The organism is Sphingobium sp. ba1, from assembly GCF_000743655.1.
GTDB lineage: Bacteria > Pseudomonadota > Alphaproteobacteria > Sphingomonadales > Sphingomonadaceae > Sphingobium.
This window is the reverse complement of record NZ_JPPQ01000069.1, coordinates 1,785,476-1,811,169: the sequence shown is the minus strand read 5'-3', so window position 1 is coordinate 1,811,169 and position 25,694 is coordinate 1,785,476. Positions and strand designations below refer to the sequence as shown.

The 25,694-nt window shown below is 60.0% G+C and carries 33 protein-coding genes, 1 tRNA gene and 1 pseudogene; 21 read left to right on the top strand and 14 right to left on the bottom strand.

Annotated features, from left to right (window positions below; all coding sequences use genetic code 11):
• Nucleotides 1-1,084, bottom strand: a pseudogene (locus IL54_RS24970) (sensor histidine kinase); the annotation flags it as partial.
• Nucleotides 1,085-1,319: 235 nt separating this feature from the next.
• Between IL54_RS24970 and IL54_RS11870 the strand changes: the two are divergent.
• Both IL54_RS11870 and IL54_RS11865 read left to right on the top strand, forming a co-directional pair.
• Complete coding sequence (locus IL54_RS11870; protein ID WP_037475899.1) at nucleotides 1,320-2,411, top strand: flagellin N-terminal helical domain-containing protein; 1,092 nt, start codon at nucleotides 1,320-1,322, stop codon at nucleotides 2,409-2,411.
• A complete protein-coding gene (locus IL54_RS11865; protein ID WP_037475898.1) occupies nucleotides 2,408-3,013 on the top strand; it encodes a PilZ domain-containing protein in 606 nt (201 codons plus the stop codon). Before IL54_RS11870 ends, IL54_RS11865 begins: the two co-directional genes overlap by 4 nt.
• A gap of 44 nt (nucleotides 3,014-3,057) precedes the next feature.
• Here IL54_RS11865 and IL54_RS11860 read toward each other — a convergent pair whose 3' ends face one another.
• Nucleotides 3,058-3,360 carry a hypothetical protein gene (locus IL54_RS11860; protein ID WP_237748865.1) on the bottom strand — a complete coding sequence of 101 codons (303 nt, stop codon included), beginning with the start codon at nucleotides 3,358-3,360 and terminating at the stop codon, nucleotides 3,058-3,060.
• Nucleotides 3,361-3,564: 204 nt separating this feature from the next.
• On the opposite strand from IL54_RS11860, the gene IL54_RS11855 reads away from it, so the two are divergent.
• Both IL54_RS11855 and IL54_RS11850 read left to right on the top strand, forming a co-directional pair.
• Nucleotides 3,565-4,173: an outer membrane protein gene (locus IL54_RS11855; protein ID WP_037475896.1), complete on the top strand. Its 609-nt coding sequence runs from the start codon at nucleotides 3,565-3,567 to the stop codon at nucleotides 4,171-4,173.
• A gap of 202 nt (nucleotides 4,174-4,375) precedes the next feature.
• The gene (locus IL54_RS11850; protein WP_193378843.1) at nucleotides 4,376-4,804 is read left to right on the top strand and encodes a thermonuclease family protein; all 429 of its coding nucleotides are present in this window, start codon (nucleotides 4,376-4,378) and stop codon (nucleotides 4,802-4,804) included.
• Nucleotides 4,805-5,151: 347 nt separating this feature from the next.
• Here the strand turns inward: IL54_RS11850 and IL54_RS11845 are convergent, their stop codons facing one another.
• Entirely contained in the window at nucleotides 5,152-6,504 is a 1,353-nt protein-coding gene (locus tag IL54_RS11845) for an IS1380 family transposase (protein ID WP_037472266.1), read from the bottom strand.
• A 294-nt stretch (nucleotides 6,505-6,798) separates the two neighbouring features.
• Between IL54_RS11845 and IL54_RS24175 the strand changes: the two genes are divergently transcribed.
• From IL54_RS24175 to IL54_RS11770, 15 genes are all read left to right on the top strand, one after another.
• A complete protein-coding gene (locus tag IL54_RS24175) occupies nucleotides 6,799-7,398 on the top strand; it encodes a hypothetical protein (RefSeq protein WP_156106201.1) in 600 nt (199 codons plus the stop codon).
• Nucleotides 7,399-7,463: 65 nt separating this feature from the next.
• Nucleotides 7,464-7,652 (top strand): helix-turn-helix transcriptional regulator, encoded by a 189-nt coding sequence (locus tag IL54_RS11835; RefSeq protein WP_037475892.1) that lies wholly within the window; start codon nucleotides 7,464-7,466, stop codon nucleotides 7,650-7,652.
• Nucleotides 7,653-7,829: 177 nt separating this feature from the next.
• A complete protein-coding gene (locus IL54_RS11825) occupies nucleotides 7,830-8,009 on the top strand; it encodes a hypothetical protein (protein ID WP_037475887.1) in 180 nt (59 codons plus the stop codon).
• A complete protein-coding gene (locus IL54_RS11820; RefSeq protein ID WP_037475884.1) occupies nucleotides 8,006-8,314 on the top strand; it encodes a hypothetical protein in 309 nt (102 codons plus the stop codon). Before IL54_RS11825 ends, IL54_RS11820 begins: the two co-directional genes overlap by 4 nt.
• On the top strand, nucleotides 8,311-9,483 hold the full coding sequence (locus IL54_RS11815; RefSeq protein WP_052027668.1) for an AAA family ATPase: 1,173 nt from the start codon (nucleotides 8,311-8,313) through the stop codon (nucleotides 9,481-9,483). Before IL54_RS11820 ends, IL54_RS11815 begins: the two co-directional genes overlap by 4 nt.
• 332 nt (nucleotides 9,484-9,815) lie before the next feature.
• The gene (locus IL54_RS11810) at nucleotides 9,816-10,226 is read left to right on the top strand and encodes a P27 family phage terminase small subunit (protein ID WP_202807665.1); all 411 of its coding nucleotides are present in this window, start codon (nucleotides 9,816-9,818) and stop codon (nucleotides 10,224-10,226) included.
• 1 nt (nucleotide 10,227) lies between these two features.
• Complete coding sequence (locus IL54_RS11805) at nucleotides 10,228-10,494, top strand: hypothetical protein (protein WP_052027667.1); 267 nt, start codon at nucleotides 10,228-10,230, stop codon at nucleotides 10,492-10,494.
• Nucleotides 10,485-10,805: a hypothetical protein gene (locus IL54_RS11800; protein ID WP_037475882.1), complete on the top strand. Its 321-nt coding sequence runs from the start codon at nucleotides 10,485-10,487 to the stop codon at nucleotides 10,803-10,805. The genes IL54_RS11805 and IL54_RS11800 overlap by 10 nt, the downstream gene beginning before the upstream one ends.
• Complete coding sequence (locus IL54_RS11795; RefSeq protein ID WP_076605575.1) at nucleotides 10,798-11,127, top strand: HNH endonuclease signature motif containing protein; 330 nt, start codon at nucleotides 10,798-10,800, stop codon at nucleotides 11,125-11,127. The genes IL54_RS11800 and IL54_RS11795 overlap by 8 nt, the downstream gene beginning before the upstream one ends.
• A gap of 77 nt (nucleotides 11,128-11,204) precedes the next feature.
• A complete protein-coding gene (locus IL54_RS11790; protein ID WP_052027666.1) occupies nucleotides 11,205-11,426 on the top strand; it encodes a hypothetical protein in 222 nt (73 codons plus the stop codon).
• Nucleotides 11,427-11,513: 87 nt separating this feature from the next.
• Nucleotides 11,514-12,146 (top strand): HK97 family phage prohead protease, encoded by a 633-nt coding sequence (locus IL54_RS11785; protein ID WP_052027665.1) that lies wholly within the window; start codon nucleotides 11,514-11,516, stop codon nucleotides 12,144-12,146.
• Entirely contained in the window at nucleotides 12,143-12,682 is a 540-nt protein-coding gene (locus tag IL54_RS24965) for a hypothetical protein (protein ID WP_193378842.1), read from the top strand. Before IL54_RS11785 ends, IL54_RS24965 begins: the two co-directional genes overlap by 4 nt.
• Nucleotides 12,683-12,713: 31 nt before the next feature.
• Nucleotides 12,714-12,869 carry a hypothetical protein gene (locus IL54_RS24170; protein ID WP_156106200.1) on the top strand — a complete coding sequence of 52 codons (156 nt, stop codon included), beginning with the start codon at nucleotides 12,714-12,716 and terminating at the stop codon, nucleotides 12,867-12,869.
• Nucleotides 12,866-13,189 (top strand): hypothetical protein, encoded by a 324-nt coding sequence (locus tag IL54_RS11775; RefSeq protein ID WP_037475876.1) that lies wholly within the window; start codon nucleotides 12,866-12,868, stop codon nucleotides 13,187-13,189. The genes IL54_RS24170 and IL54_RS11775 overlap by 4 nt, the downstream gene beginning before the upstream one ends.
• A 132-nt stretch (nucleotides 13,190-13,321) precedes the next feature.
• Nucleotides 13,322-16,024 (top strand): hypothetical protein, encoded by a 2,703-nt coding sequence (locus IL54_RS11770; protein WP_037475873.1) that lies wholly within the window; start codon nucleotides 13,322-13,324, stop codon nucleotides 16,022-16,024.
• A 637-nt stretch (nucleotides 16,025-16,661) separates the two neighbouring features.
• On the opposite strand, the gene IL54_RS11765 is transcribed toward IL54_RS11770, so the two are convergent.
• From IL54_RS11765 to IL54_RS11745, 5 genes are all read right to left on the bottom strand, one after another.
• Nucleotides 16,662-16,856: a hypothetical protein gene (locus IL54_RS11765; RefSeq protein ID WP_037475870.1), complete on the bottom strand. Its 195-nt coding sequence runs from the start codon at nucleotides 16,854-16,856 to the stop codon at nucleotides 16,662-16,664.
• A gap of 301 nt (nucleotides 16,857-17,157) precedes the next feature.
• Nucleotides 17,158-17,682, bottom strand: coding sequence for a GNAT family N-acetyltransferase (locus IL54_RS11760; RefSeq protein ID WP_156106199.1), 525 nt, complete (start codon nucleotides 17,680-17,682; stop codon nucleotides 17,158-17,160).
• Nucleotides 17,683-17,686: 4 nt separating this feature from the next.
• Nucleotides 17,687-17,950, bottom strand: a complete 264-nt coding sequence (locus IL54_RS11755) for a hypothetical protein (RefSeq protein WP_037475864.1) — start codon at nucleotides 17,948-17,950, stop codon at nucleotides 17,687-17,689.
• Nucleotides 17,951-18,756: 806 nt separating this feature from the next.
• Nucleotides 18,757-19,026 carry a hypothetical protein gene (locus IL54_RS24165; protein ID WP_156106198.1) on the bottom strand — a complete coding sequence of 90 codons (270 nt, stop codon included), beginning with the start codon at nucleotides 19,024-19,026 and terminating at the stop codon, nucleotides 18,757-18,759.
• 126 nt (nucleotides 19,027-19,152) lie between these two features.
• Complete coding sequence (locus IL54_RS11745) at nucleotides 19,153-19,743, bottom strand: hypothetical protein (protein WP_037475859.1); 591 nt, start codon at nucleotides 19,741-19,743, stop codon at nucleotides 19,153-19,155.
• 283 nt (nucleotides 19,744-20,026) lie between these two features.
• Between IL54_RS11745 and IL54_RS24160 the strand changes: the two genes are divergently transcribed.
• Nucleotides 20,027-20,323 carry a hypothetical protein gene (locus IL54_RS24160; RefSeq protein ID WP_156106197.1) on the top strand — a complete coding sequence of 99 codons (297 nt, stop codon included), beginning with the start codon at nucleotides 20,027-20,029 and terminating at the stop codon, nucleotides 20,321-20,323.
• An 83-nt stretch (nucleotides 20,324-20,406) separates the two neighbouring features.
• Here the strand turns inward: IL54_RS24160 and IL54_RS11740 are convergent.
• Nucleotides 20,407-20,482, bottom strand: a tRNA-Lys gene (locus IL54_RS11740).
• A gap of 42 nt (nucleotides 20,483-20,524) precedes the next feature.
• Nucleotides 20,525-21,022, bottom strand: coding sequence for a 2-amino-4-hydroxy-6-hydroxymethyldihydropteridine diphosphokinase (gene folK / locus IL54_RS11735; protein ID WP_037475857.1), 498 nt, complete (start codon nucleotides 21,020-21,022; stop codon nucleotides 20,525-20,527).
• Nucleotides 21,023-21,045: 23 nt separating this feature from the next.
• Here folK and IL54_RS11730 point away from each other — a divergent pair, with 23 nt between their 5' ends.
• A complete protein-coding gene (locus tag IL54_RS11730) occupies nucleotides 21,046-21,708 on the top strand; it encodes a uracil-DNA glycosylase (protein WP_037478477.1) in 663 nt (220 codons plus the stop codon).
• On the opposite strand, the gene pgl is transcribed toward IL54_RS11730, so the two are convergent.
• The 4 genes from pgl to IL54_RS11710 all read right to left on the bottom strand — a co-directional run.
• Complete coding sequence (gene pgl, locus IL54_RS11725; protein ID WP_037475855.1) at nucleotides 21,698-22,387, bottom strand: 6-phosphogluconolactonase; 690 nt, start codon at nucleotides 22,385-22,387, stop codon at nucleotides 21,698-21,700. The genes IL54_RS11730 and pgl overlap by 11 nt on opposite strands.
• A gap of 4 nt (nucleotides 22,388-22,391) precedes the next feature.
• Nucleotides 22,392-22,868: a YbaK/EbsC family protein gene (locus tag IL54_RS11720; protein WP_037475852.1), complete on the bottom strand. Its 477-nt coding sequence runs from the start codon at nucleotides 22,866-22,868 to the stop codon at nucleotides 22,392-22,394.
• Complete coding sequence (gene galE / locus IL54_RS11715) at nucleotides 22,865-23,863, bottom strand: UDP-glucose 4-epimerase GalE (RefSeq protein ID WP_037475849.1); 999 nt, start codon at nucleotides 23,861-23,863, stop codon at nucleotides 22,865-22,867. Before galE ends, IL54_RS11720 begins: the two co-directional genes overlap by 4 nt.
• A 67-nt stretch (nucleotides 23,864-23,930) precedes the next feature.
• Nucleotides 23,931-25,694, bottom strand: a 1,764-nt coding sequence (locus IL54_RS11710; protein ID WP_037478475.1) for a 3-hydroxyacyl-CoA dehydrogenase NAD-binding domain-containing protein, incomplete at its 5' end; no start/stop codon positions are given.

The following is a 25,694-nucleotide window of genomic DNA, read 5'->3' as shown; positions in this document are numbered from 1 at the left end:
TAACACGATGGCCTGGTTTTACGCCGCCGAATGGCCGACTTTTGCTCCGCCGTTGACAGAGGGTAGAAAGCGGCTGACTTATTTCATGGATCACCGCCACCGACATGGCACGCAAGGTCTTCAATCGTTCTGCCTGAAACAATATGCGGTCGCGCCGGGCGATGTCTCGACGCGCGCGTGCCTGTGCGTCGGCAAAGCTGCCTGCGAGATAGGCAGATATGGCAACCCCTGCCAGCCCCATATGCAGAGCAAAACGTGTCGTTACGGAGGTCATTGACGCGGTCCATGGCAAGACGATCGCCGCGCAGATCATGATCGCAGCCCATGCGCCATGCCGCCCGCAGCGCAGGCCCACCCAAGTTGCGGTGACGAGGACCGGGGTGAGGGATATTTGCGGGTCAACGCTCGCTAGAGCGAAGGCGAGCGACCAACCGATGCAAAAGACGAGCCCGGCTTCTGCCATTCGCGCCGGGGATGGCCATGTGAGTGGGTTGACACCGCCTACGCGGTCAATGCGCGCCGCTAGCCACAACAAGGGTGGCGCGATCAACAAGACCCCCAACAGGTCGCCGACCAAGAAAGCAGCGATAGTCGTAGCAAAGGGCTGGGTCGATAGGTCTGGCGCGATGCTAGGGCTGAGCCATTCCCAGAATCCAGCGACAAAAGCAGCGGCGGTTGGTGCCAGCACGCTAGCAAGGCCGAAGGGCATGGGCGCGACCGACAGATCGGATTTTCCATGCTTCTGCATCCACTGGACGAGGCCGATTGTCGCACCATAGACAAGTGGCGCTCTCGCGACGCCCCCCAGATCGTTCCATATGTCCGGACTGTCCATTGGGACGACGCCCGTTCCAAGTTGGATCAGGCACTCATACAGCGCGATGGCAGGTGCCCAGCGCGCGCCACAGTGCCACAGTAGGGCGACGCGCACTCCGGCGGCAGGATACCAGAGGCTGAAAAAATGTGCGCCGCCCCATGCTCGCGCAATGTGATGCGCAAGAACGAAAGCGATGCCGTAGGCGATCCAGAGCGCAAAGACCCGCTTGAGCTGATCAAGGGTGTAACGAGCAACGGGCAAGGACATCCGCGCCTGTCATAGACAGATGCGTTGCCATGCCAAGCCGGGAAAAACCCCGATCTTTCATGCCCTTTCCGGGAAAAGCCCGGATAGGCGGCAAAGGCGTACGGCGACATGATCACACCCACGGGGGCAGCATCTGCGCTTTCGGTTCCCGGACGGTGCATGCGACCCGCACCGTCCGGGGGCACTCGTTCTGGGTCTGCGTTCCGGCGACTTGCCGGGCCAATCGGAGAACAGCATGAGCGTGATCGGCACCAACAGCTCGGCACTTCGCGCCCAGCGGGCGATGGAATCTGCCAGCAAGGCGCAATCACAGGCTGCTGAGCGGCTATCGACCGGCAAGCGCATCAATTCGGCAAAGGACGATGCTGCGGGACTGGCAATCAGCAGCACGATGTCGTCGCAAATCATAGGGCTGGAGGCAGGCAAGCGCAACGCTGCCGACGGTATATCGCTGCTCCAGACCGCTGATGGCATGATGGACGAGGTTCACAGCACGCTGCAACGGATGCGCGAACTGGCTGTGCAGGCGTCGAGCGAGGTCAATTCCCCGGATAATTTGGCCGCATTGCAGACTGAGATGGAACAGGCGGTCGCGCATATAGACGCCCTGCTTGGTAAGGCGGAATATAATGGCATCGCACTGTTTTCCGACACTTCGGCGGGAACCGTGGCGCGAGATCACAACAACGATACTGATTTCAAGGACATATATGTTGAGGATTTCGTTCTCTATGATGAAAGACATAGCGCCGGGAAGACCGCACTCGACATTCAGACAGGGGCAAATGCGGCCGACGTAACCCGGATCGAAATTCCCACACTGCGCAGCAACAGCGATAATTTCACCCTGCTGGGCACTGACATGAATGTTGCCGGATTCGAGCGGTTCGTTGGCATCGCCAATATCGACCTGACCTTGACGCAGGATATCGGATCGCCACGGTTTCATGCCTACACGATGCCGACCGGAGTGCAGGTGTGGCACGATGTCCCCGGTCATATCGAATATACCGATTCTGACTATAAGTCCTACGCATCCATTGGCGTTACCGCCCAGCGCGCATTGCAAGTTATCGATGCCGCGCTGGCACAGGTCACCGGCGTCCGGGTGACACTGGGTGTTTCGCAACTGCGGCTCGAATCGACCATCACGCAGGCCAATACCACCATCATCAATCTGACCGACGCCCGTTCACGGATCGAGGACGCCGATTTTTCGGCCGAAACGACATCATTGGCGAAGAGCCAGATATTGACGCAGGCGGCGACTGCCATGCTGGCACAGGCAAACGCCAGCCAGCGCGACATATTGAAGCTAATCGAATGAGTGCGCAGCACACCATTTCCCTGCTGCATATCGGCAAACTGGTAATGGTCCATCGCCAGAGCTTGTGTCTGGTCCGCGCTTTAGCGCCCGACCATGCAATCGTCCGCACCAGTTTGCCGATATCAGCGGGCAGCAACGTGACTTTGGGCCTGCGAAACGGCGTGGAAATTAATGCACAGGTGGAAAGCGTGGAGCATGAGCGGATCACGCTCGCCTTCGTGCAACAATTCACATTGGAACAACTGGTCGAGGAACAGGCGCGCGGGCGCAGCGGTCCGGAATCGGTGCGTTTGGCGGTAACCGGCAGGGCGAGCGTCGAGACCGATGGGCGCACAGTCCTAGCCACTTTGCGAGACATCTCCCTGTTCGGGGTGCAATTGGAGGACGCCGCCGGTGCACTGATGCCCGGCGCAGATGTGACAGTGCATATAGCCGGACTCGCGCGGCGTATGGCTACCGTGCGTTGGCATCGGGACGGTCATGCCGGGCTGCGCTTTGCTTTCAGCCTTGGCTATGAACTGCTGGACAATTGGCTGGCCTCGCAGGCTTATGCGCTTCCAAGCTCGTGTAATGGGCTTACGACGATAACGACCAAGGCCTGACAGGATGTGTCCGACATAGTCCAGAGATCACCTAACTGGTCAGGCTAGGGCAGCGGATCAAGCATGCTGATTGTCTCACCCCACATCGCCGTTATGGCATCGATGGCCTGTAGACGATGCTTCTCCCAATCGTCGGAGTTCGGCGCGATAGCTCGTGCGACTTCCTGAACCAATTTCTCATTGTTGCTGTCGAGCGCGGCTCTGAGAATATGCTCCGCAACCCGCGCCATCTTGAAGCCGGATTCTACCTGAACGTAGGTCCCATCCTGAGAAACTTCATCGTCACCGAGTTGATGGCGAAGTTCCTTCACCGCTGCGTCGACGATGGTCTGTCGGTAATCGATCATATCAATGCCCCACTCATACGGTTCGCCAGATGTGAATTGGGCAAGATACCTGATAGCGGCTGAAATTCCATTGCGTGGTTGAACGACCCCACGCGGTCCAATCTGGGCTGACCCAAGCGCAGAATTTATACTTAACGTTAATCCCTAGCGATTAGTGAACTGCCCCGAGGTCGCAACTTGTTGAAATTTATCAGGGGTTTGTTTGTGAAGAAGATTCTTATCGCTGCCGCTTCCCTAGTGGCGCTGACGGCACCTGTCTCCGCACAGGAAGTCTCCAATTTTGGCGGGGCCAAGGTCGGAGCAATGGTTGGTTACGACAAGGTGCGCCTTGAGTATGACGGCCTCGACGGTTCCAAGGACGGATTTCTCTATGGCCTGACTGCGGGCTATGATGTCGATTTCGGCACCGCCGTGATTGGAATCGAAGGCGAGGTCTCGGACTCGTCGACCAAGGAAACGGTGACGGACCTTCTGGTTGAAGGCGATCGCTGGTCGCTCTCCACTGGCCGCGATCTCTATGTCGGTGCGCGTCTCGGCTTCCCGGTGAACCCGACCGTCATGCTTTATGCGAAGGGCGGTTATACCAACGCTCGTGCAAAACTGAGCGTTTCCTATGACGGTGACTCGGCCAGCGAAGGCGACAATCTGGACGGCTACCGCGTCGGCGGTGGTGCTGAATTCACCAACGGCGGCCACTTCGCGCGCCTCGAATACCGCTACAGCGACTATGGCAGCTACGAGTATGAAGACTTCGACACCGGGATCAAGGCGAAGCGCCATCAGATCGCTGTGACGGGCGGCTTTCGGTTCTGATCTCGACGATCTGATTTGTGGGCATGTCGGGGGCGGGAGACAATCTTCCGCCCCTGTTTTATATCCACGCCGGGCAGGTAGATAGGGATCGAACAAGTTGTCAAAGCGCGATGGTCACAGAAACTGGGCAAATGCGCATCATCGCGCCACCCGGTCACAGGCAAGATCAAAGCGCCGCACTCAGAGGGCCGATCCCATCGTCATGATGCTGTCAGCCGCGCTGGTTATCGCGGTCGGGTTGGCCGTGTTTTTCTGGCCTGCCGCCCCGATCTCCAGCAACCCAGCGGGCGGCGGTTTCGTCTGCCCCGTTGGCAGCATCACCGACGGCGACACCCTCCGCTGCACCGATGGCACTCGTGTCCGCCTTCATGCGATTGCGGCTCGCGAGAGCGACGAAACCTGCTCTCCCGGACATCCGTGCCCAGATGCTTCAGCGGCATCGGCGACGACGAAGCTGAAAGAACTGGCATCGGGGCAGACACTTCAATGCCGTGACATCGGCACCAGCTACAATCGGGTCACCGCGATCTGTGACAATGAGGCCGGGGTTGAGATCAACTGTGCGATGGTGCGAAGCGGGACGGTGGTGTTGTGGGAGCGGTTCAATCGGGAAGTGCCGATCTGCCAATGAAATTTCCCCGCACCCTCTCGAGATCGCGGGACGTATCAATGATCTAGCCAGCACAGACGAGATCACCATCCTCCGGATTGGCGCGAGCCAGACCGGCGGATGTGGAAGAAGTTCAAGCAGAAAGTCGGCCAGAAAGCGACATTCGCGCCATTGCTCCGCCCGCGCTTGAATTGTAATCTAGCCTCTCTTATTCACCGGGCTGCTGCGTGATGGCTTAATCCGGGACGGGGTGGCAGGCTGAGGCGGCCAGCGCGAGTTGCCCTGTGGCGACTATTTCATCGCGTTTGGCCGAGAGGTTTGCGGGGTTTCTGGACAGGGTGGATCGATCTGCGGCCGCGCCGCGCCGTTCAGGTCGGCGCGGGTTTGAGGGCGCGGGCGATATGCTGGAAGATGTCGGCGTCGGGGCAAGCGCTGGCGAAGGCGATGCGGATGCGACTGGCGGTTTCGACGACGCGGGCGGCGACCTTGATGAGGCGGATGCGGATGGTGGCGAACTCGGCGTTCCTCAGCGCTGCGGTGGCGGGCACGGCCTGCCGCAGCTTCCACATCAGCCAATATGCGGCGGTGTGGAGGATGAGGCGCATCTGGTTGGCATTGGCCGATCGGCACGAGGTGCGATCGCTCTTCAACTGGGTCTTGTGGAGTTTGATGAGGTTTTCGGCCTGGCCACGAGCACAATAGAGCGTGTCGTAGATGTGCTCGGCGCTACCAAGCTCGATCGAGGTGACGACGAAGCGGATATCGAGGCCCATAGTGCTGGCTTCGATCCGCGCGACGACCCTGCGTTTGGTCGGCCCCCAGGATTTGGCGGCGTAGCAAGTCTCGGCATAACGGCGCAGCACGCCCAATCCCTGCAGCGCCCGGTCGGTGGCACAGGCATCGCCGCGATTGACGATGACGGGATCGGCATGGAGCGCCTTGTTGCCGGGCAGGCCGAACACATAGTCGATGCCGTTCGCCTCGCACCACGCCATGATCTCGGGGCGGCCGTAATGGCCATCACCGCGTAGCGTGATGCGGGTATTGGGCCAGTGGCGGCGGATGCGCCGGATCAGCCGACGCACATGGCCTGCCGTCTCGACCCCCGATGGGCTCTTGCCGGTGCGCAGCAGCATCGCCACCGGACGTCCAGTCGCGGTGTCATAAACATGGATCGGCAGGAAGCAGCGCTCGCCATAATGGCCGTTCCAGAAGGAGAGCTGCTGGCCGCCATGGACGACATCAACCGTCTCATCGATATCAAGCGTCACCGCGACCGGCGGCACGGGATAGCTCGCGCAGTAGAGATCAACGAGCGCGCCTGTCAGACGCACCAGTTCGCGCGTCGTCGGCGCATTCTCCCAGCGGCTCATCGTTGGCTGGCTTGCCAGGCCGATCACGCCGCCGGGCAGTTTGCCGAGCGCCAGCTTGAACCCAGGATCGTGACGCAAACTGTCGAGATCATCGGCATCCTCATAGCCGCAGGCGATCGCCAGCATGCGAGCGCGCAGGATGTCGTCGAGATCGTGGACGACGCGGCTCTGGTCGCGAGGGTCGCAAATGCAGGCGGCAAGCCGTTCCGCAATGCCAAGCTGTCGCTCGGCCTGCGCCAGCAGCAATACGCCACCATCGGATGTCAGCCGACCGCCGTCGAAGGCGGCGGTCATTTTCTTGCGGCAAATCGCTGGGAATGAGAAACCGAGGAGGCTATCATCTGCCATGGCGGTCGTGGCACTTTCTGTCCGGCGTAGAGGGATGATTTAAGCACTCTTTCTCTACTCCAGATCAGTAACTTACGCCACGTCCGCCAACCCCATCCCATGCCGCCGGTGAATAAGACGGGCTAGAGGTGACGGAGGCTGTCCTAAACCACATTGCAGGGACGCGGGCGGGCATCGTGGGCGTTTACCAGCGGCACGACTTTGCCAAGGAAAAGCAACACGCTCTGACTGCATGGGCTGCAGAGCTAGCGCGGATTGTGAGGGGCAATCGCCGCAGTAATGTGGTGGCATTGCATGGGTGAGCGAAGAAACCACGGCATCGTGACTTTGGACGTTGAAAGCACCCCTGTGTTTGAAAACGGCCTGCCAGGGAAGCTGAGCAAAGAATTTCAAGACAAGGCTGCACACGCCAGCGATTGGGCATCCTATTTTCCTGACCGTGCCTGGCTTGCAGAGCAACTGGCATCTGCTGAGAAATCGAAAGGCGGTGCGCCTGTCCTTTTTCGCCCCCACGAAGATCGTGGCTGGTATTTTAAGCGTTGTTTGGCAAATCTCGATTTGCTTACATCTGCTGCGAAAAGTGGGTCCATTGAAGTAGCCATAATTCACGCTTGCGAACTTGGACGCCTAATGACTGAAATGGAGATGAAATTTAACGATTTTGAACTTGGCCGTTCCGTCGAACAACTAGCCCTGTCGGGCCAGAAAGTGGCTGCGGGGGGGCAGGCAAGTCGGAAAGGACGAACGAGGAGCCAGCGTTTTGACGCGATCAAGGAGTATATCGCCAATGGGAAGCAGACCAAGGCCGCGATATCTCTGGTCGCACAGGAGGACGGAGTGACGGCAAAGGCCGTCGAAGCTGACTATTACGCGGAGCGCCATATTCGACCCTAGACCGGGTGATTAGGGTAGGGGCGTCCCGATAAGCCCCATGCCATCCAACCTAACGGAGATGGCAAATGCAAACGCTTATTCGACTTCCCGAAGTTGTCCGCCGCACTGGCCGCAGCCGGTCGCGCATTTATGACGACATCAAAGCTGGCACATTTCCCGCACCGGTAAAGATCGGCGCGCGCGCCATCGCTTTCCCCATCGAGGAAATCAACCGCTGGATTGAAGGCCGCATGGCTGCGCGGGATGCCGCGTAAACGCCATGAACAAAAACGCCCCCACCCGCGAGGGTGAAGGCGTCGATTGTCTCTTTGGCGGGGACAAAGGCGCACATACCACACGCTTTTCGCAAATCCAATATCTGGCTGCGCGTCACGGGCTTTCCATCCATCGCGCCGCGTTGATCGCGCCGATCGCTTTCGGAGCGACGGGCCATGTCTGATCGGACGGCAATCATTCTCGACGTGCGCCACTGGCGCGCTGCGCAACAGCGCCGCGAAAAACTGCGGCGGGCGGCTTTGGAAGGCGCGCGTCGCCCGACACGGCGGCCAGGTCGCCTCACCCTGGACGAAATCCTTGGCCCTGCCTTCGATCCGTCGGGAGGTGCGGCGTGAACGCTGTGACGCACAAATTCGATAAGACCCTGGACCCGATCCGCGTCTTCCTCCCGAACATAAGCGATGACGAGCATAAGCAGCGCGACCGCATCCGAGTTGCCCGCAACATAGCGACGGCCAAAATTCCGAAGCTGAAAGAAGCCCCATACGCCCGGCAATTATGCTGGATATTGGTCGATACCGCGACCGAATGGATGCTGTCACCGGCCACAATCAGCGCTTTGGAAATGGTGGCAGAACAATGCCGCCGCCTCCTGATCGTCGCTGAAACGTCCGAGATGCTGGAGACCTTGCCGGAATGAAAAGCTGGGAAGATCTTGAAAATGATCCGGCTGCGGGGGGATTCGAACGTCGCCAGATGCCATATATTGGCGAAGGCTCTGCCAAGGGCCTCGCTGCTGCGCACGGGATCACCGCAAGCGCCCTAATGGGGATGAAGTTTGATCCCATCCGTTATGTCATTCCCGGCTATGTCGCGGAAGGCCTCACCCTGTTCGCTGGCGCGCCCAAAATTGGCAAATCATGGACTGCGCTCGACTTAGGCATTGCGGTCTCGGCTGGGGGCTTGGCGTTCGGATCTATCAAATGCGAACAGGGAGACGCCCTGTATCTGGCCCTAGAAGATAACCCCAGGCGGCTGCAATCGCGTCTCAAGGTTATGGGCCGCACGATCGCGCCGCAACGCCTCACCTTCATGACGGAATGGCCGACGCTTGATGAAGGCTGCCTAGATGAATTGGAGGCATGGGCGCACAATGCTGAAAAGCCGCGCCTTGTCATCGTGGACGTGCTAGCCAAGGTCCGCCCGATCGCCAATGGCAAAGACCAGCTTTACGACGCCGACTATCGGACCATGACCGGCCTGCATGGTTTTGCGACCCGGCATAGGCTGGCCGTCGTCGTCGTTCATCACACCCGGAAAATGGAGGCGGAAGATCCCTTTGACGCGGTAAGCGGCACGCGCGGACTGACTGGCGCGGCCGATACGGTGATGGTCCTCAAACGTGACATTGGGACAGCTAAGACCGTTCTGTATGTTCGCGGCAGAGACGTTGAGGAAGTTGAGACAGCCCTAGAGTTCAAACGTGACATTGGGACATGGATCATCCTTGGCGCGGCCCATGAGGTCGGCAAGACGAACGAGCGTCAAGTCATCCTAGATATACTCCAAGCGCACCCCGAACCCCTTACAACACGGGAGGTTTCGGACCTTTTGGGCAAGAATAATGCGGCTGTTAGGCAAGCCCTCACGCGCATGGCAAAGGCGGGCGAGATCGAGAAAACGGCACGCGGCCTATATACCTGTCACAACGGTCACATTGTCCCCATCCCCCCTAGCTCGCCCCCTGTTTGTGACATTGTGACACATGTGACAGGGGATAGACTAAAGGCAGAGTCACCCCCTGATAGCCCTATCGATCACGACCTTGACGACAAGGGCGACGTGATCGGCTGGAACGACAATGGATAGGGGGGGGCAGGCACAAAGCCCAGGCAACCCCATGCGCGCCAACCGGTGATGTCTGCACGCGGAAATCTTTTCCGGATCTATGAAATCCGAGTGCGCACTTTTCATTCTGCGCACCGCTTCGAACCGGCCCAACGCCAGCAATTCCGCGACTTATACCCAAAGGTGCGCGGGGCGCGGGTGTTTGATTGTTTGCACACTGCGCACCGGTGGGGGGGGTGATCGAAGCTCTGGAGGGCAGAGCCCTAGGGTACCGCCGCCTCCCTAATTTCACATGCGCGTTGCCCCGGTTGGTCCCGTGCGCGCGACACAGCCTCAAAACGAAGGAGAACGATATGACGAAGCCCGGACGTAAGACAGGGGCGCTGGAGTCCGTGCCAGCCATCGCGCCGCCGCCAGCCAAGGAATATAACCAGCCTCAACCGCCGCCGCACCTATCCGTTGAAGCGGCGCAGTGGTGGCAACAGGTGATCGCCGATTACGATCTAGAGCCGCACCACGTCCGCCTGTTGCAATCCGCTGCGGAGGCGTGGGACCGGATGCAACAGGCGCGGCAAGCGCTGGCCGATCATGGCGCATTGACCTTCACAGGGGCAAATGGCGACCTGAAGACGCACCCCGCCGTCGCGATCGAGCGGGACGCGCGGATTGCCTACGCCCGGCTGGTTCGGGAACTCGATCTAGACGCGGGCGCACCATCTGAAAGCAAGCGTCCGCCCGCCCTTCATTCAAACAGGAGAGATTGACATGCCAGTCAAGCGACGCGCCCATAAGCGGCGCATAGACCCTGCCATAGAGGCGGCGGCGTGGGCTGATGCCTTTGATTCAGGATATGACTTTTTTGGCGACCTATCCGGCATCGGCGTCCTGCTCGATGAGCATGGGCGGCCGGATGAAGCGATGGCGCGGGCTGCATGGCTTCGCTTGGGCGCGCAGTTCATGGAGGGGCGGCAGCCTGATCCTGCGCGGAAGCCGTGGGCGGTGGAGACGTTCGGAGAGCCGCCATGCCGGTAAAGCGGACGAAGGCAAAGCGCAGCCTGCGCCTGGACGAATATCGCCGCCAGCAATTGCTGGAAGGCCCGGACGCCTGCCTACTAGCTGGCGTTGGGTATCTCACAACCGCGACGTTCAGCCAGATGGATGCAAGCGCGCAGGCGCTGGCCATGGCCGATATGAGGGCCGATTGGGGCCGCAATCGCGACGCGCTGTTGCAATGGTGGAGTGAGCGAGCACCCGACCCTGCCACCCCGGACGCCCTGCCATGGGCTGAAAGGCATTTCGGTGCCGTGTCGCCTGAGAGCGGCAAGGATGCTGGCCATGTCTAACCGCAAGGCGTGGCAGCACGCCGGCAAGGAGAGCCGCCATCAGCGCGGCTATGGGGCGCAGCACGTCAGACTGCGCGCGCAGCTATTGGCGCAGGAGCCTCTATGCAGGGTATGCGCTCAGAAGAACCCGCCGCGCGTGACCGCTGCAACGATCGCTGATCATATCACCCAGATCGCGGATTTGCCGCCGGGCGCGCCGCTCTATGACATCACGAACCTACAGCCGGTTTGCGTCGCGTGCCACGATGCAAAGACCCGCGCAGACAATGGATGGAAGGCACCAAAGGCTGTCATTGGTAGCGATGGGTGGCCAGTCGAATGACCTGTTGTCCCCACTGCAATCGGCCTTGGCCGCAGGCTCCGACAAACTCGCCAAGCATTTCTGAGGCGATCGTCACCATGCGCACGGCCTGCGTTGCCATGGGCATTGCTATATCATGGGACGGCTATGTGAGCGAGGCGGACGCGGCGCGACTGTTACGCCGTGCGGTTTCGACCTTGCGCAACCGTCGCGCGCTGGACCGCCCCATTCCCTTCCGTCGATCCGGTCGCCGGGTCGAATATGGGCTTGTCGATCTTTGCCAATCGGCAGCGCTGAGTATCGAAAATAATCCGCTCTGAAGTGCCCGTGAGTCACCGTTAGTCACCGTCAGTGCCTTTCTCCCGCGCGCGCCATAGCCGATTATGCAGGAAACATGAGGCCAGCCAATGAACCGCGTTTTCAGTAATTTTCAGATCCGATCGGTGGATGAGGACCAGCGTATAATCGAGGGCATTGCCTCGACCCCCCGTATCGATCGTGCCGGAGACATCGTGGAGAGCCAAGGCGCGGCCTATGAGCTCCCGATCCCTTTCCTGCTGGACCACGACCACACGTTAGCCGTTGGCGAGGTCGAGCTTGCAGAGGTCACCGCGACGGGCATTCGTTTCCGCGCACGTATAAAGAAGATTTCCGAACCTGGCGCTGCAAAGGATCTAGTTGATAAGGCATGGTCGCTGCTGAAGGCGGGCCTTCGCAAATACGTCTCAATCGGTTTTCGCCCGATCGAATATGAGATGATGGCGGAAGGCGGCGCGCGGTTCCTCTCGTGGGAATGGCTGGAGCTTTCTGCGTGCGCGATCCCCGCGCAGCCCGACGCGAAGATCACTGGCCTCAAATCAGTGCGCGGCGGAAGGACAGTCCGACTGACTGAGCAAGAGTGCAAGGTGGCCGCTTTGCTGACGGTGCATTCGCGCAACGCGAAGGAAGCTAGGCAGCGTCGCGCGCGACTTGGTATTCCGGAGCCGGTGCGCGTTGTGAAAATTGGGAATATCCGTCGCCATAAGGTCGTCCAGCTTTGACCAGTATGACCACAAAGCGCACAGCTCCCAAGTCGTGCCGGAAGGCCAAGCCTGGCGATGATATCGGCATAAAAGAATATCGAGCGATGATCGCATTAGCACACGGCGACGACGATGCTGAGATGCGAGAAGCGCAAAAAATGCGCGCCGATGTTGGTAAATGGATGAGCGCCTTTCAGGACGTTCACAATGACACAAAGGGCGACCTTCCCTGCACCTACCGGCAAAAGGACCACTGGGCCTTTTTAGACCTAATCGCGTTGGCCATTGGCCATACGACCGATGTGCAAAGCGTTGTTCAGCAAATGGCCGCGAGGATCGTCCGATTGGAGCAGGCAGCCCAAAAGGCTTCCCTGCTGATGATCTATCGCGGCGTTTTTGCCGATGGCGAAACCTATGATCCGGGCAATACGACCACCTACGGCGGTTCGCTCTGGCACTGCAATGAGGCGACCAAAGAGCGCCCCGGCGACGCTTCAAAGGCGTGGACCTTGTGCGTCAAGCGGGGCCGCGACGGCAAGGATTTGCGCCTGTGACCCCCCCCCCTCTCAGAATAAGGACACGCCCATGGAGCAGGCAAGCGCGATCGGCGCGGACATCATGAAACTGGTTTGCCGATATATCGACAATGCCGTTAACCCGCTTAAGGCCGATAACAAGCGGCTTCGGACGCGCATTGCGGAACTGGAGCGAGAACAGGCTGACACAGGGGCATCCCTATGACCGCCGCCGAGATCGACCGACTTGAAAGCGCGTGGATGGCCAAGCTGATGGAGACTATTCAGCAGGCCATGGGGGCAACCGCCACGGACCTTCACGCCAAGGGCCACGACCGGGAAGAGGTGCGGGAAATACTGACCGCGCAGAGCGCCTACCTTCCCGAATGGATTGCCGAGCGGCGCAAGGACATTCGATCGCTGATCTTGACGGGATACTATGGGGTAGAGCCGCTGCTGGCCGATGGCACGTCCGCCACGACTGTCTCAGAAAGAGATGCCCGCCATGGTCCGGTCAGTGGCCACCAAGGCACTCCACCTCATTAGGCAGCGGACGCCAGACCGCACCTATACCCCGGCGGCGTGGTGCTGCCGGGGGCACCGGCTTCATCAATAGGAACCTACCATGGCAATCGCACCATCCATTCGCGCGCAGCTTGACGAGTTGAGGGATAAAACATGACAGACCAAGCGGGATTCACGCCCGCCGGAGCGCTATTGGTGCGTTCCGGCGAAGCCTTTGCGCTGCCTTTGATTTTGCAGAATGCGGCAGGCGAAAATCAGGACTTGCTAGGGCGTTCGTTCGTGCTTTCGTTTCGCCTTTCCCGCGCAAGCGAGCCGTTCCTGAGTGTTGCGGGTGTCCTGGCTGATGATCATTTCTCTGTTTCGTTCTTGGTGTCCAGCGCTAACGCGGCAGTCATTTATGGGGCGGGGCGGTCACGAGCGCTCCGGGGCGACATTACCGAAGTAGGCGGGACTTTTCGGCATAGTTTCCCGGTTACGGTCGATGAAGGCTCTGGCGTTCCGGTCGATGACCCGATTTCGCTCCCCAATTTTCCAGTCACCGAACTGGTAGCCATGCCCGGCGCTGTCATTGTTATCCAGCGCGGCGCGCAGGGATATGGTGCAGAGCGCCGTCTGTATGACGCTGGGTTGATCGATGAGCCTACCGTCGCGGCGATGGACGCGCGCTATGCACTGGTTGGCGCATCTGGCGCTGAAATTATCGAATTTGATGAAGCCCGCACCGACTATCCAGTCGGCAAGATCGGCAAATCGCTGGCTAAGGTTTTTCAGCAAGGCGCAAGTGCAATCCCGGTCATCGGCCGCGAGCTGCTGGGCTATGATCCCGACACCTACACCCCGGAGGGCGTGCAGTCGGTTATTGGCGTCGGCTTCAAATCGAGTAACCCGGCGTTCCGCACGCGCGCTGCTATGCTCGCCCAGGTCGCGGCCGAAATCGGCGGCTCGCCATCGGTTCTGGTCGATGATGGTCCCGCCCTCGTTGCTGCGGTTCTCAAGGCAACAAAGCTGGGCTATCCTCTCATCATTTCGGAGCCGATCTACCGCAACAGTTCTGCACCCGTTACGGGCGAGGGCCGCAATCTGCACATCAAGGGAATGGGCAACGGCGCGCTGATCGGCGGGCCGAATTGTGACACAGGGCTGTTGAATCCTCGCAACTCATCAACGGTTGGCTCAACCGCTTCGCGATCCCTGAAATTGACGGTCGAGGATCTATGGCTTGATGGGCGATATATGCCGCCTTCATCTTTTAATGAGGAGGGACTGCCGCTTACCGCAAATGACCTGTGTTACGCGACGGGCTTTGCAGAGCAGAATTATATCGGCTGCCGGTTTTATCTTGGCGCGCACTATAGCCTGTCGCCTGGTGGCGATAGTTGCCTGTTCCCGTCCGGAAACCGTGTGACCGTTGCAAGGTGCCGATTCTGGGGCGCGCCTGACTTGGCTATTTACGGCTCGGCGAACGTCGATGGATCGCTGGACAACCGTAGCGCGCTGCTGATCGGAAACGAATATTACGGCTGCCGCAATGCCTGGTCGTTCAAGCGCGAATTTGAGTATATCCGCAGCGTCGGTGAGTATTTCAACCAGTGCTTCAACGGCCCTGCCACCACGCCCGCGTCCGAAATCGGCGAGGGGCGCAAGGTATCGATCAGCGCTCCGCAATTCGAGAATATGGAAGCCAAGTGCATCGATCTGCGCGGTTGCGAGGATGCCAATATCAATGGGGCGGTGATCGGCGGAATGTTCGGCTATCGGCTCGACACGACTAAGGTTGACCTCGCGGCAATGATATCGCTCGGTGGATGCAAGGCCATCCGGGTTGATTTTGTCGGTAGGGTAGAAGGCGCAACGGCATCCGACCATTATGCTGTTCGGCTTGTCTCCAATGGTGGCCGACCGACGCAGGACTGCGTCATTCGCGGCACTGCCACTGGCGTCTACAACGGCCTGGACGAAGGCGCGACGTGCAACAACAACGACATCAAGTTGAAACTCGTGGACGTTGTCTCCCCCGGCACAACGTCTGGCGCTTTCACCCGATACGAATATGACATTGCGGGCGAAGCAACAGTGCTGATGGGCGGAGTTGATGCCTCTCCCGTCAGGACGCTGTTCGGGTCTGTTCGGACGGCTAGCACGGTCCTGACGAGCGTCCCGCTAGGGCGCATCATCCGCGTGCAACCATCCTCCGCAAATATCGACATCACCTTGCCCGATGGCAAGCCCGGCGATCGTATGGCGGCCATTAAGTGGACGGGTTCGAGCGATAAGTTCGTGAACGTGAAGCTCCCATCTGGAGTGACAATAGAGCGACTGCGCGACATCAATGACATCGCCTGGTTCGTTTGCGAGAATGTCGGCAGTTGGACGGTCGCTGAGCGCTATCTGTCATCCTTCGATCGCCGGGTTACTGACAGCACGGCGATCACCGCGAGCGCGACATTGTCGGGGACACTGGCTGGTCGCATCATCGACGTGCAACCCCCATCCGGTTCAACGATCGACGCCACGCTCTGGACCGGCGGGCGATCCGGCGAGATAGCGATCGTGCGCAAGGCGGCGGGGTCCAGCACCGGCGCTGTCGCGGTGAAAAATGTTGCATCCACAACGCTTATCCTTTTGCGCGAGATCGGCGATCTGGCCACGTTCGTTTGCGATGGGGCAAATGGATGGACCATTTTGCAGCAGCAGACGGCGGCGTTATCCCTGGTGACGAGCGGCCGTATCAATCTGCGCGCCGTCGCAGCCGCTTCTGTCGCCACGCCCCCCACTGGCGTGGTCACGCTCTTTTGGGACAGTGCAGATAGCAGCCTCAAGACGAAGGACAGCGCGGGGGCGGTGGCAGCGGTCTGACCATCATCAGGTCAAAACCGATACGCCAAATGCTGCGATCGCAACTACCAGTGCTGCTGCTGAAATCCAGTAGGCACGCCCGGCGGGCGCTGCCCAGGCCTCTCGCCGTCGAAGTTCCTGACTGGCCATGCCTCGCGCTACCGGGCCAAGGTCCGGGCGCGCCAGCCGGGCGTGAAGCTCGCGATCCTTCAGTGTGCGGGGTTGACCCGGTCACCTTCGCCAAAAACCTCGTTGAAGGCATCGTCAAAGCCCCGTTGCGTGCGCGCGATCCGGCGGGCCTCTCTCCAACGTGCGAACATGCCTGACATTTCACCCTCCCGAATCTTCCTCTCTACTCTACTGTCTGGCCGATCATCGGCAAGGAGTCCGGAAGAAGCGTCCAGGCTTCGTGCTTGCCATCCGTTTGCTTTAGGCGGCTCCCCATCGGGGCAATTGACGTGGCGGAAATCATCATGACGTGAACGGGGGAATGAGAGCGAACTGGGCATAGCGGATGCTCCTTGGGGTGGAGCAAGTCATATGCCAGTGCATATCGATGAGGTTTATAACCCTCAGAGGCGACGCAGCCAACCACTGCGTACGATGAATGAGACCCACCCGTGTGAAGGGAGAGGGCTGCAGCCCGTGGTCGCTGCCGTTACTGATAGCCGCCCTCATCCTCACGCTCATGTGCAGCATCTTCCTGCGCATCTTCCATGGCGTCAGCCTTTTCGTCCTCTTCCTCCGAATCGACATCAACATCAACGTCAGCATCGGTGCCGGGCAGATCGCTCATGGACGTACCAGCCATGTCAGCCTGATCGTTCTCGCCTGGGATTTGTTCGGTGTTCATCTTGCTCTCCTATCAGCCGTGGAATCACCTAACCGGCAGAAGATGCGCATGTTCCGACCGTTACGGGGCCGCATTCGAAACGCATTGCCTCGCCGCACTGCCTGAGCTTTTAAGGGGACTAATCCACAAATCCCCCGATGAGGAGGAATGCCAGCAACCACAACGGCAACCATATCCAGGGACTATCGGACTGGTAGTTCCAGAGGTGGGTCAGGAAGCGCATAAAGTTTTGTAGCATCGGGTTAAGTAGATGCCACTGCGCGGTCGTAAAAATTACATGTCAGCAAAGGCATTCTGATGTCTACTTTTGGGGAAAGACCTCGATGGCTGACTGGAGTGGGAGAAACATCCTTTTGCCGTCATCATACTCGCGGAAGCCGAGCGAGAGATAGAATGGTTTTACATCTTCTGAAATCGGCACAAGGACGAGATGGGGCAATCCGATCTGCGCGCCGACGTTGGCGAATATTTCGACGACCTTGCCTACCATGAGCGAACCAATCTTCTGGCCTTGTAGCGCCTTGTGCACTCCAAGCCACACAAGCTGCAGGCATGGGAAGCGATCAGCGCCGCCGAAGGGGTGGTAAGGCCCCTTCAATTTGCTGATTTCTTCCGTCACGCACGCCAACGAGAAGAACGCCGCCGGAGCAGTGCTTCCTTCAAGGTGCCCATAAGTCACCCGATGAACACCGCCGGTATGCTGCTTCCAAGCTTCACGTGCGAAATACTTATCGATTGATGTCGCGCCGCATTTAAACTGCGATTGGCACGCCGCCTTATTCAGCGGCTTGTATCCAATTGACGGCACCGCCCCCTGGTGCGTCAAATCGTTACTCCGGCTTTTTACTTTCCTTGTAGAGGCGAGCAACCTCCTTTAAGGCAGGCGTAGCGCCGCCGCTCATTTTGTAAGCCTTCTGGCCTACTTTGAACGCGGCAGCGGTGGCACGGTCCGAGCAGGACGCACCACGGCTAAAAAGGCCGAATGGGTTGCGTAAAGCTACCATGTTATCCTCCAACTGCTGCTCGCCGAGCGTATCGGCGAAGGATTGAAAAAGAGTTTCAACCCAGGCTGTAAATAGCGTTTTCCAGCCCAAATTGACAGAGGCTCGACAATCATTTACGAACCTGAAAGGACGGTTCGTAAATGACCGTACTGACCATTGTGTCGGCGTCCTCTGCGAATCAACGATCGCAACCCGCCGATCGTTCCGATCTCCCCACCCAGAATGAGATGACTTTCACTCGGAAATGATTTCCGACCCTGGCAACGATCCGGCACGCAGCCAGTAGCATTTAGCACTCGTGCAACATTCTCAGACCGGCTTTGCCAGCATTTTCTGCGCGCTGGTCCTCACGAAATCCGAGATCGGCCCGGACATCATCTTGAGCACATGGAGGCGATACGGTGCCGCCCACCGTGGTATGCTCAAACTGCGCCGGAGCTGTCTGGCCTACGCCACTTTAGGGTTAATCCGGTTGCACTGTCTGAAAGCCCTTGCCGATGAGCGCTTGCGTACGAGCCGGTTCCGCATGGAAATCAAAACGACCATGACAACCGGGCCCACGTCCGGCGGCCCGGTGGGCGTGCAGTCTTTCCGCGACGAACCTAACGTGATGGCACGCTAGCACCTGCGCGTTCGCGACCTTCTGTCGGTGATCGAGACCATCTCCGGTTCGGTCGAATATTCTAAGCAGACGCTGCGCTGCTGGCGATGGCGCGGCGGACGAAGGCAAATCTCTTTGAAGGCGGGTCGTTTGTCGGCCGTAGCGCGGCGCTTGTGATGATAGGCCCCGATGGGATTAAGCGCCATATCCTTCGTGACGGGGGCGATATCGGGGCCGTGATTCAGCCTTCGTGGGGGAGGTGCCACCTGATGACGGCACGTTCTTACTTTCTGCCCTATTCCTCCTGGTTGCGCGCCACAGTCGCCAACGCGGCACAGAGATCATCTATCCTCTTTGTCTGCAACGCCATCATTTCCGTGCTTGAGCCATCATTATTGAGAGGGTTCAGCATATTGGAATGCAGATATTCAAGATCACTTTTTGAAAGCAGGCCATTGCGTGCCATTGCAGCAGCTAAGGCAAATATCCCGTTGAAGGCGGAGATGCTTAGAGAGATAGCGCTTTGCGCCGCTTCAGCAGGACTAGATTCAAATCGCTCGTTCATGTTGGCACCTCGAAAATTTCCCTGCTGTGGTAGCCCCGGACTGGAAAACACGGTTACTGGCGACCGTCAGCCTTGATGAAAAAGCGACTTTCGTTTTCAAGGTGAGGTTGTGCTTTGGCGACGGCGTCATTGGGGCTTCGGTTTAGGAAGGCTATGATAAACCCTTACGGTTTCAGCCCTCACGGCCACGATTTCCACCAACGTTACAGATTCGATCAGTACGTCAAATGCGCGATCGCCAAAATCAAGACCATTTGCTTCTTGGAAAATATTGGCCGCGCGCCTGATGGACTGCATGAGGCGCATTGCTCCGGATCCAACGTTTATAGCGCCATCGGTTAATTGAGGCCTACTAAGAAGGCGGTCAAGTGTCGCACTCAATTGGTCGGCTTCTGCCCCAATGATAGCTGCTTCGTCCGACTTCCATGTCAAATGCTTGAATCTGCTCTTGGCTATGTCAAATAGCGAAACGCATTCAACTGCTGCGCGCAATACTTCGCGGATAGAAGACCGACGTTCATTGGCCACCTTTTGGCGATCTATCGCCACCGCGCCGCCGATTGCCATCATCGTGCCCAGCATCGCGCCCACCAAACCCAACCAGTCGGCCGGTCTTGCACCGTCTATTGTCGCCGCGACAATTGCGTATGCACACCAAAGGACTGCGCTAGCAATCATGCCAGCGAGAAACTCGCCAAAACGCGGCTTCCACTTCATGATCGGGCGGTCATCCCAATTCGGATGAGCGTCCGTATTGCTTCTGGACGTGTGAGGCTCTCCCCTCCGGCGGCTATCCAAGAGTCAAGGGCGGATAGGTCGCGGGGTTGGAGACGAACGCCTATCATTGTGCCAATGCCCGTCGCGGGACGACCCATCTTCTTTTTGTTATCATAAAGTCTTGATGTGCTCATAACTTTCTGTTAGCAAAATGTTGAACGGCAGGAAAGCGCCAAGTTTCCTCCGGCTTCAACCGAACCCAGATGAGAGAGGGCTGTCAGCCATGCCAGGACACAGCAACAATATCGTTCAATTCCCGCGTGAAGTGTTGGCGGAGCGGAAGATCCGGCAATGCCGCGCCATGCTCGAAAAACTTCACGGATATATTGAAGACGGTGAGCGGAACCCGACTGATTTGGACACGAGAATGCGCGCCGAGACAGCGCCCGGCTTCATCGAAATGTGGATGGAAGATCTGCAAAAGGCATTGCTGGAGAAAGAGATGCTGACCGCAGACGACGCCATCAGGTTCAAAGGCTTGGTCTATCGCGCCTATCCGAGCCAGGCTGGCGCGAACTGATCGAGACATTCCGATTCTTCGATACCTAGCTTGATACCTAGAATGTTCTTCGAAGCATTCCGGTTCGCTAAGTTCTTGAAAAATGGTGAGTCCAGCTGGGTTCGAACCAGCGACCTACTGATTAAAAGTCAGTTGCTCTACCGACTGAGCTATGGACCCGTTTAGCGGTGGAGGTCGCCCTAATAGGGGGAACCGCGATGGTCAACCTCTTCGCGTGTGCTTTTGCAGGCGGGCGTGCAGATGGCGGACGGTGAGGCCCGAAAGGGGATCGCGCCAGCGCGGAGCGATCGCGACCAGCGGGGTCAGGACGAAGGCGCGCTGGCGGAAAGCGCTATGGGGGATGGTGAGCAAGCGGCTGGCCCATGTGCCGCCGGACCAGAGGATGATGTCGATGTCGACGCTGCGCGCCCCCCAACGGCGATGGCGGCGGCGGCCGAGCCTATGCTCGATCGACTGGAGCAGGGCGAGCAAAGCGGGCGGGGGCAGGGGGCTTTCGACCAGCAGCGCGCTGTTGGCATAGAGGCGCGAGGATGGCCCCATGGGCGGCGTTGCGATGGTGGGGGCGAGCGCGATGACGCGCATCTGCTGTCCGATCAGCGCGGCTGCTTCGTCGAGCAGGCGCGCAGGCGTGCGACGTGCGGAGAGCGGCCGGTTGGACCCCAAGGCCAGGGCATAGGTATGCGTGCTTGTGTCGGCCATCGATCAGCGCCTATCTGCTGCCCATGATCCTGGAAAGCCCCCTTGAACCGACCGAACCGCCGCGCGACTGTCCGCTCTGTCCCCGCCTTGTCGCCTTGCGCGAGGAATGCCGTGCCGAGCATCCCGATTGGTGGAATGCGCCGGTGCCGGCCTTTGGCGATCCGTTGGCGCGGATCGGCATCATCGGGCTGGCACCGGGCAAGCAGGGGGCGAACCGGACGGGGCGACCCTTTACCGGCGATGATTCGGGCGTATTATTCTTTGAGACGCTGGCGAAGTTCGGGCTGAGCGAGGGCGTCTATGATGCGCGGGTCGATGATGGACTGGTGCTGAAGGATGCGATCATCATTAATTCGGTGCGGTGCCTGCCGCCGCAGAACAAGCCGGTTCCCGACGAAGTGCACAAGTGCCGACCGTTTCTGGCGCAGGGCGTTGCAGCGCTGCCCAGTGCGCGGGTGTTCGTGGCGCTGGGCCAGATCGCGCACCAGTCGGCGGTCAAGGTGCTGGGCGGCCGGTTGCCCAAGGCGCGCTTCGCCCATCTCGCCGAACATCGCATGCCTGACGGGCGGATGCTGATTGATAGCTACCATTGCTCGCGCTACAACCAGAATACCGGCCGACTGACGGCGGAGATGTTCGAGGCGGTGTTTGCGCGGGCGGTTGAACTGGCCGGGCTTACTGGCTGATCCAGACCTCTACCGGGACGGCATCCTGGCACAGGGCGACGCGGATCGGCAGCTCCTCGACGGGGCCGCCCGCCAGGGCGCGATCATAGATGGCTTTTTTCGCGGCGCCGCTGATCTGAAGGAAGATGTGGCGGCTCGACAGGATGGCGTGGGCGGTCAGCGAGAGGCGCTGATGCGGGGCGGCGGGCGGCGTGACCGCGATGGTCAGCGCTGTGCTGGAGAGGCCATCGTCCAGTTCCTTGGCCTCCGGGAAGAGCGAGGCAGTGTGGCCGTCGTCGCCCATGCCGAGCAGGATGATGTCGAGCGGCCAGGGGAGGGCGGCGAAGTCCTCTTCCGCCTTTGGTTGGCCGAGATAGGCGTCGGCGGCGGCATTTTTCATCGGCACGAAGCGCGCGGCGGCGGCTGGCCCTTGCAGCAAGGTGTCGCGGACCAGCTTTTCATTGCTGTCGGAATCGGTGGTATCGACCCAGCGTTCATCGACCAAAGTGACGATCACTTTGCTCCAATCGGACAGCGAAGCGGACAATGATTCGAGTACCGGGCGGGGGGAGCTGCCCCCCGACAGGGCGATGGTCGCGACGCCGCGCGTGGCGATGGCTTGTTCCAAAACCGTGGCGATGCGGGCGGCAAGGTCGGCGGCGGCCAGGGCGCTGTCGGTGAAATGATGCTCGGTCGGCATGGAATTAATCCCCTGTTTCCGGAAGGGTGCAGATGTCGATCCACTGTCCGCCGGTCAAGGCGGCGAGCCGGTCGGGTGTGAGTTCGACCGAGGTGGTGCGAGAACCGGCGGCGGGAAAGACGGTGTCGAAGGCCTGCAAAGATATGTCGCAATATATCGCAAGTGGCGCGGTCAGGCCGAACGGACAGACGCCGCCTACCGGGTGGCCGGTGATCGCCTCGACCTCGTCCGCGCCCAACATGCGGGGCTTTGCGCCAAGGGCAGCCTTGGCCTTGCCATTGTTGAGGCGGGCGTCGCCGCGGGTGCAGACGAGGACGACTTGGTCGCCGACGCGCAGCGACAGGGTCTTGGCGATGCGGGCTGGTTCGACGTCGAGCGCGGCGGCGGCTTCCAGCACGGTGGCGGTGCTGACGCCCTGATCGATGATCGTCACGTCGGGTGCATGGGTGGCGAAGAAAGCGCGGACCGAGGCTTCGCTCATGCGCGAGTCTCCAAGGCGCGCTCCCAGGCGAGGGCATGGGCGACGATCAGGTCGAGATCGGCATAGCGGGGCTGCCAGGGGAAGGCGGCCAGGATGGCGCGATTGTCCGAAATCAGCGCGGCAGGATCGCCCGCCCGGCGCGGGGCCATGATGCGCTTGATGGGATTGTTCGTCGCGCGGTCCACGGCGTCGAGCACGTCCAGCACCGAAAAGCCCCGGCCATAGCCGCAATTGAGCAGATGATTGTGATCCGGCTCCGCCATCAGCGCTTCGAGCGCCAGCACATGGGCGGCGGCGAGGTCGCTGACATGGATATAGTCGCGGACCCCCGTGCCGTCGGGCGTGGCGAAGTCGGTGCCGAAGATGGCGACGCTCTCGCGCTTGCCCAAGGCGGCTTCGACGGCGACCTTGATCAAATGGGTCGCGCCTGCCGTGGACTGGCCGGTGCGTCCTTGGGGATCGGCGCCAGCGACGTTGAAATAGCGCAGTGCGCAGAAGTTCATTGGATGCGCCGCTGCGACATCGCGCAGCATATATTCGGTCATCAGCTTGGACATGCCATAGGGATTGATCGGCTGTTGCGGCGTATCTTCCCGCACCGCTTCGACGTCCGGCGTGCCATAGGTGGCGGCGGTGGAGGAAAAGATGAAATGGGGCACGCCGACGCGCACCGCGCTGTCGATCAGGTCGCGGGTCTTGGCGCTGTTATTGTGATAATATTTGAGCGGGTTTTCGACCGATTCCGGCACCACGACAGACCCGGCGAAATGCATGATCGCGGTGATGCCATGGTTGCGCAGCGTCGCTTCAACGAGCGGCTGGTCGGCAATGTCGCCCTGCACGAAGGGCACATCGTCGGGGACCGCCCAGCGGAAACCGGTGACCAGATTGTCGATCACGACCACGCCATAGCCAGCGTCTTTGAGCGCCAGCACGGCATGGCTGCCGATATAGCCCGCGCCGCCCGTGACCAATATCGTCGGCTTTTCGCGCATAAGAAAAACGTCTCCCCAACTGCTGCCGGGGAGACGTAGCTTAGCGTCGTTAAGATTTACAGTCCGATCATGCCGCCGCGCGGTCTGGCACCGACTGGTAGAAGGTCGCGCCGGTGGCGGCCATGGCGCGTAACTGTTCGGTCGCGGCAAAGCGGTCGCCATGGGCGGCCCGCAACCGATCCAGCACGGCAACGACATGGGCGATGCCGACCGTGTCCATATGCGCGAAGGGGCCGCCGGTATAAGGCGCAAAGCCCCAGCCGAAGATCGCGCCGATGTCGCCATCTTCCGGCGTTTCCAGCACGCCTTCCTCATAGCAGCGGGCGCATTCGATCAGTTGGCGATAGAGGAGGCGTTCCTTCACCGCTTCGACATCGGGCTGATCGTCGGCGCGGGGGAAGAGGTCGGCAATGCCCGACCACAGCAATTTCGTGCCGCCTTCGGGATAGTCGTACCAGCCCTTGCCATTTTTGCGGCCGAGACGGTCGCGCTCGACCATCTGCGTCATGACATCGTCGGAACGCTGTACGACATAGGCGTCGCCCAGTTCCTTCTTGGCCGCCGTCATCACCTTATAGCCCAGCTCGATCGAGACTTCGTCGCTGACTGCGAGCGGGCCGACCGGCATGCCGAGTTGCTTGCCCGCATTTTCGATGAGCGCCGGGTTGATCCCTTCGGCGACCAGTTCCGCGCCTTCCTGCACATAGGTACCGAAGCAGCGCGAGGTGTAGAAGCCACGGCTGTCATTGACGACGATCGGGGTCTTCTTGATCTGGGCGACGAAATCGAGCGCCTTGGCAATGGCGGCCGGGCCGGTTTCCTTGCCCAGGATAATTTCCACCAGCGGCATTTTTTCGACCGGCGAGAAGAAATGGACGCCGATGAAGTTGGCGGGCTTGGACCAGGCGGTCGCCAGCTTGGTGATCGGCAGGGTGGAAGTGTTAGAGCCGAAGATGACGTCCGGGCCGAGGATGGCTTCGACTTGGCGTGTGACTTCCGCCTTGATCGCGACATCCTCGAACACCGCTTCGATCACGAAGTCCGCACCGGCGAGATCGGCATAGTCGGCGGTCGGCGTGACGCGAGCGAGTGTGGCCGCCATTTTCTCCGGCGTCATGCCTTTGCCCAGGCGCTTCTTCAGCACCGTTTCGACATGGGCCTTGCCCTTTTCCGCATAGGCGATGTCACGGTCGAACAGGACGACCTCCATCCCCGCCTGCGCGGCGACGGTGGCGATGCCAGCGCCCATCATGCCTGCGCCGAGCATGGCGAGCTTCATCGTGGGGGCCTTGGGCTCAGCCTTGGGACGACGCGCTCCGCGTTCGGCGGCCTGCTTGTTGACGAACAGGCTGCGGATCATGTTGCTTGCCTGCGGATCGGCCGCGACCTTGGCGAAATATTTGCTTTCGATGCGGATCGCGCGGTCGAAGGGGCGTTGCGCGCCTTCATAGACGGCCGAGAGCAGGGCGACGGGCGCGTTCATGTTGCGCTGGGTCTGCTTGAGGGTCATGGGCAGCGCGCCGACCATGGTTTGCACGAAGCCGGGGTTGAACTGACCGACACCGCCGGGGAATTTGAAGCCCTTGACGTCCCAGGGCTGGGCGGTGGCGGTGGGGTTGGCCTTCACCCATTCGCGTGCCGCCTCGACTGCCGTGCCCTGCGGCACGACCTGATCCACCACCTTGAGCATCGCGGCTTCGGCAGGGCGGAACAGCTTGCCCTGCAGCATATACATGAGAGCGGCCTGGACACCCATCAGGCGGGGAAGGCGTTGCGAACCGCCGCCGCCGGGGAAGAGGCCGATGAGGATTTCGGGCAGGCCAAGCTGGGT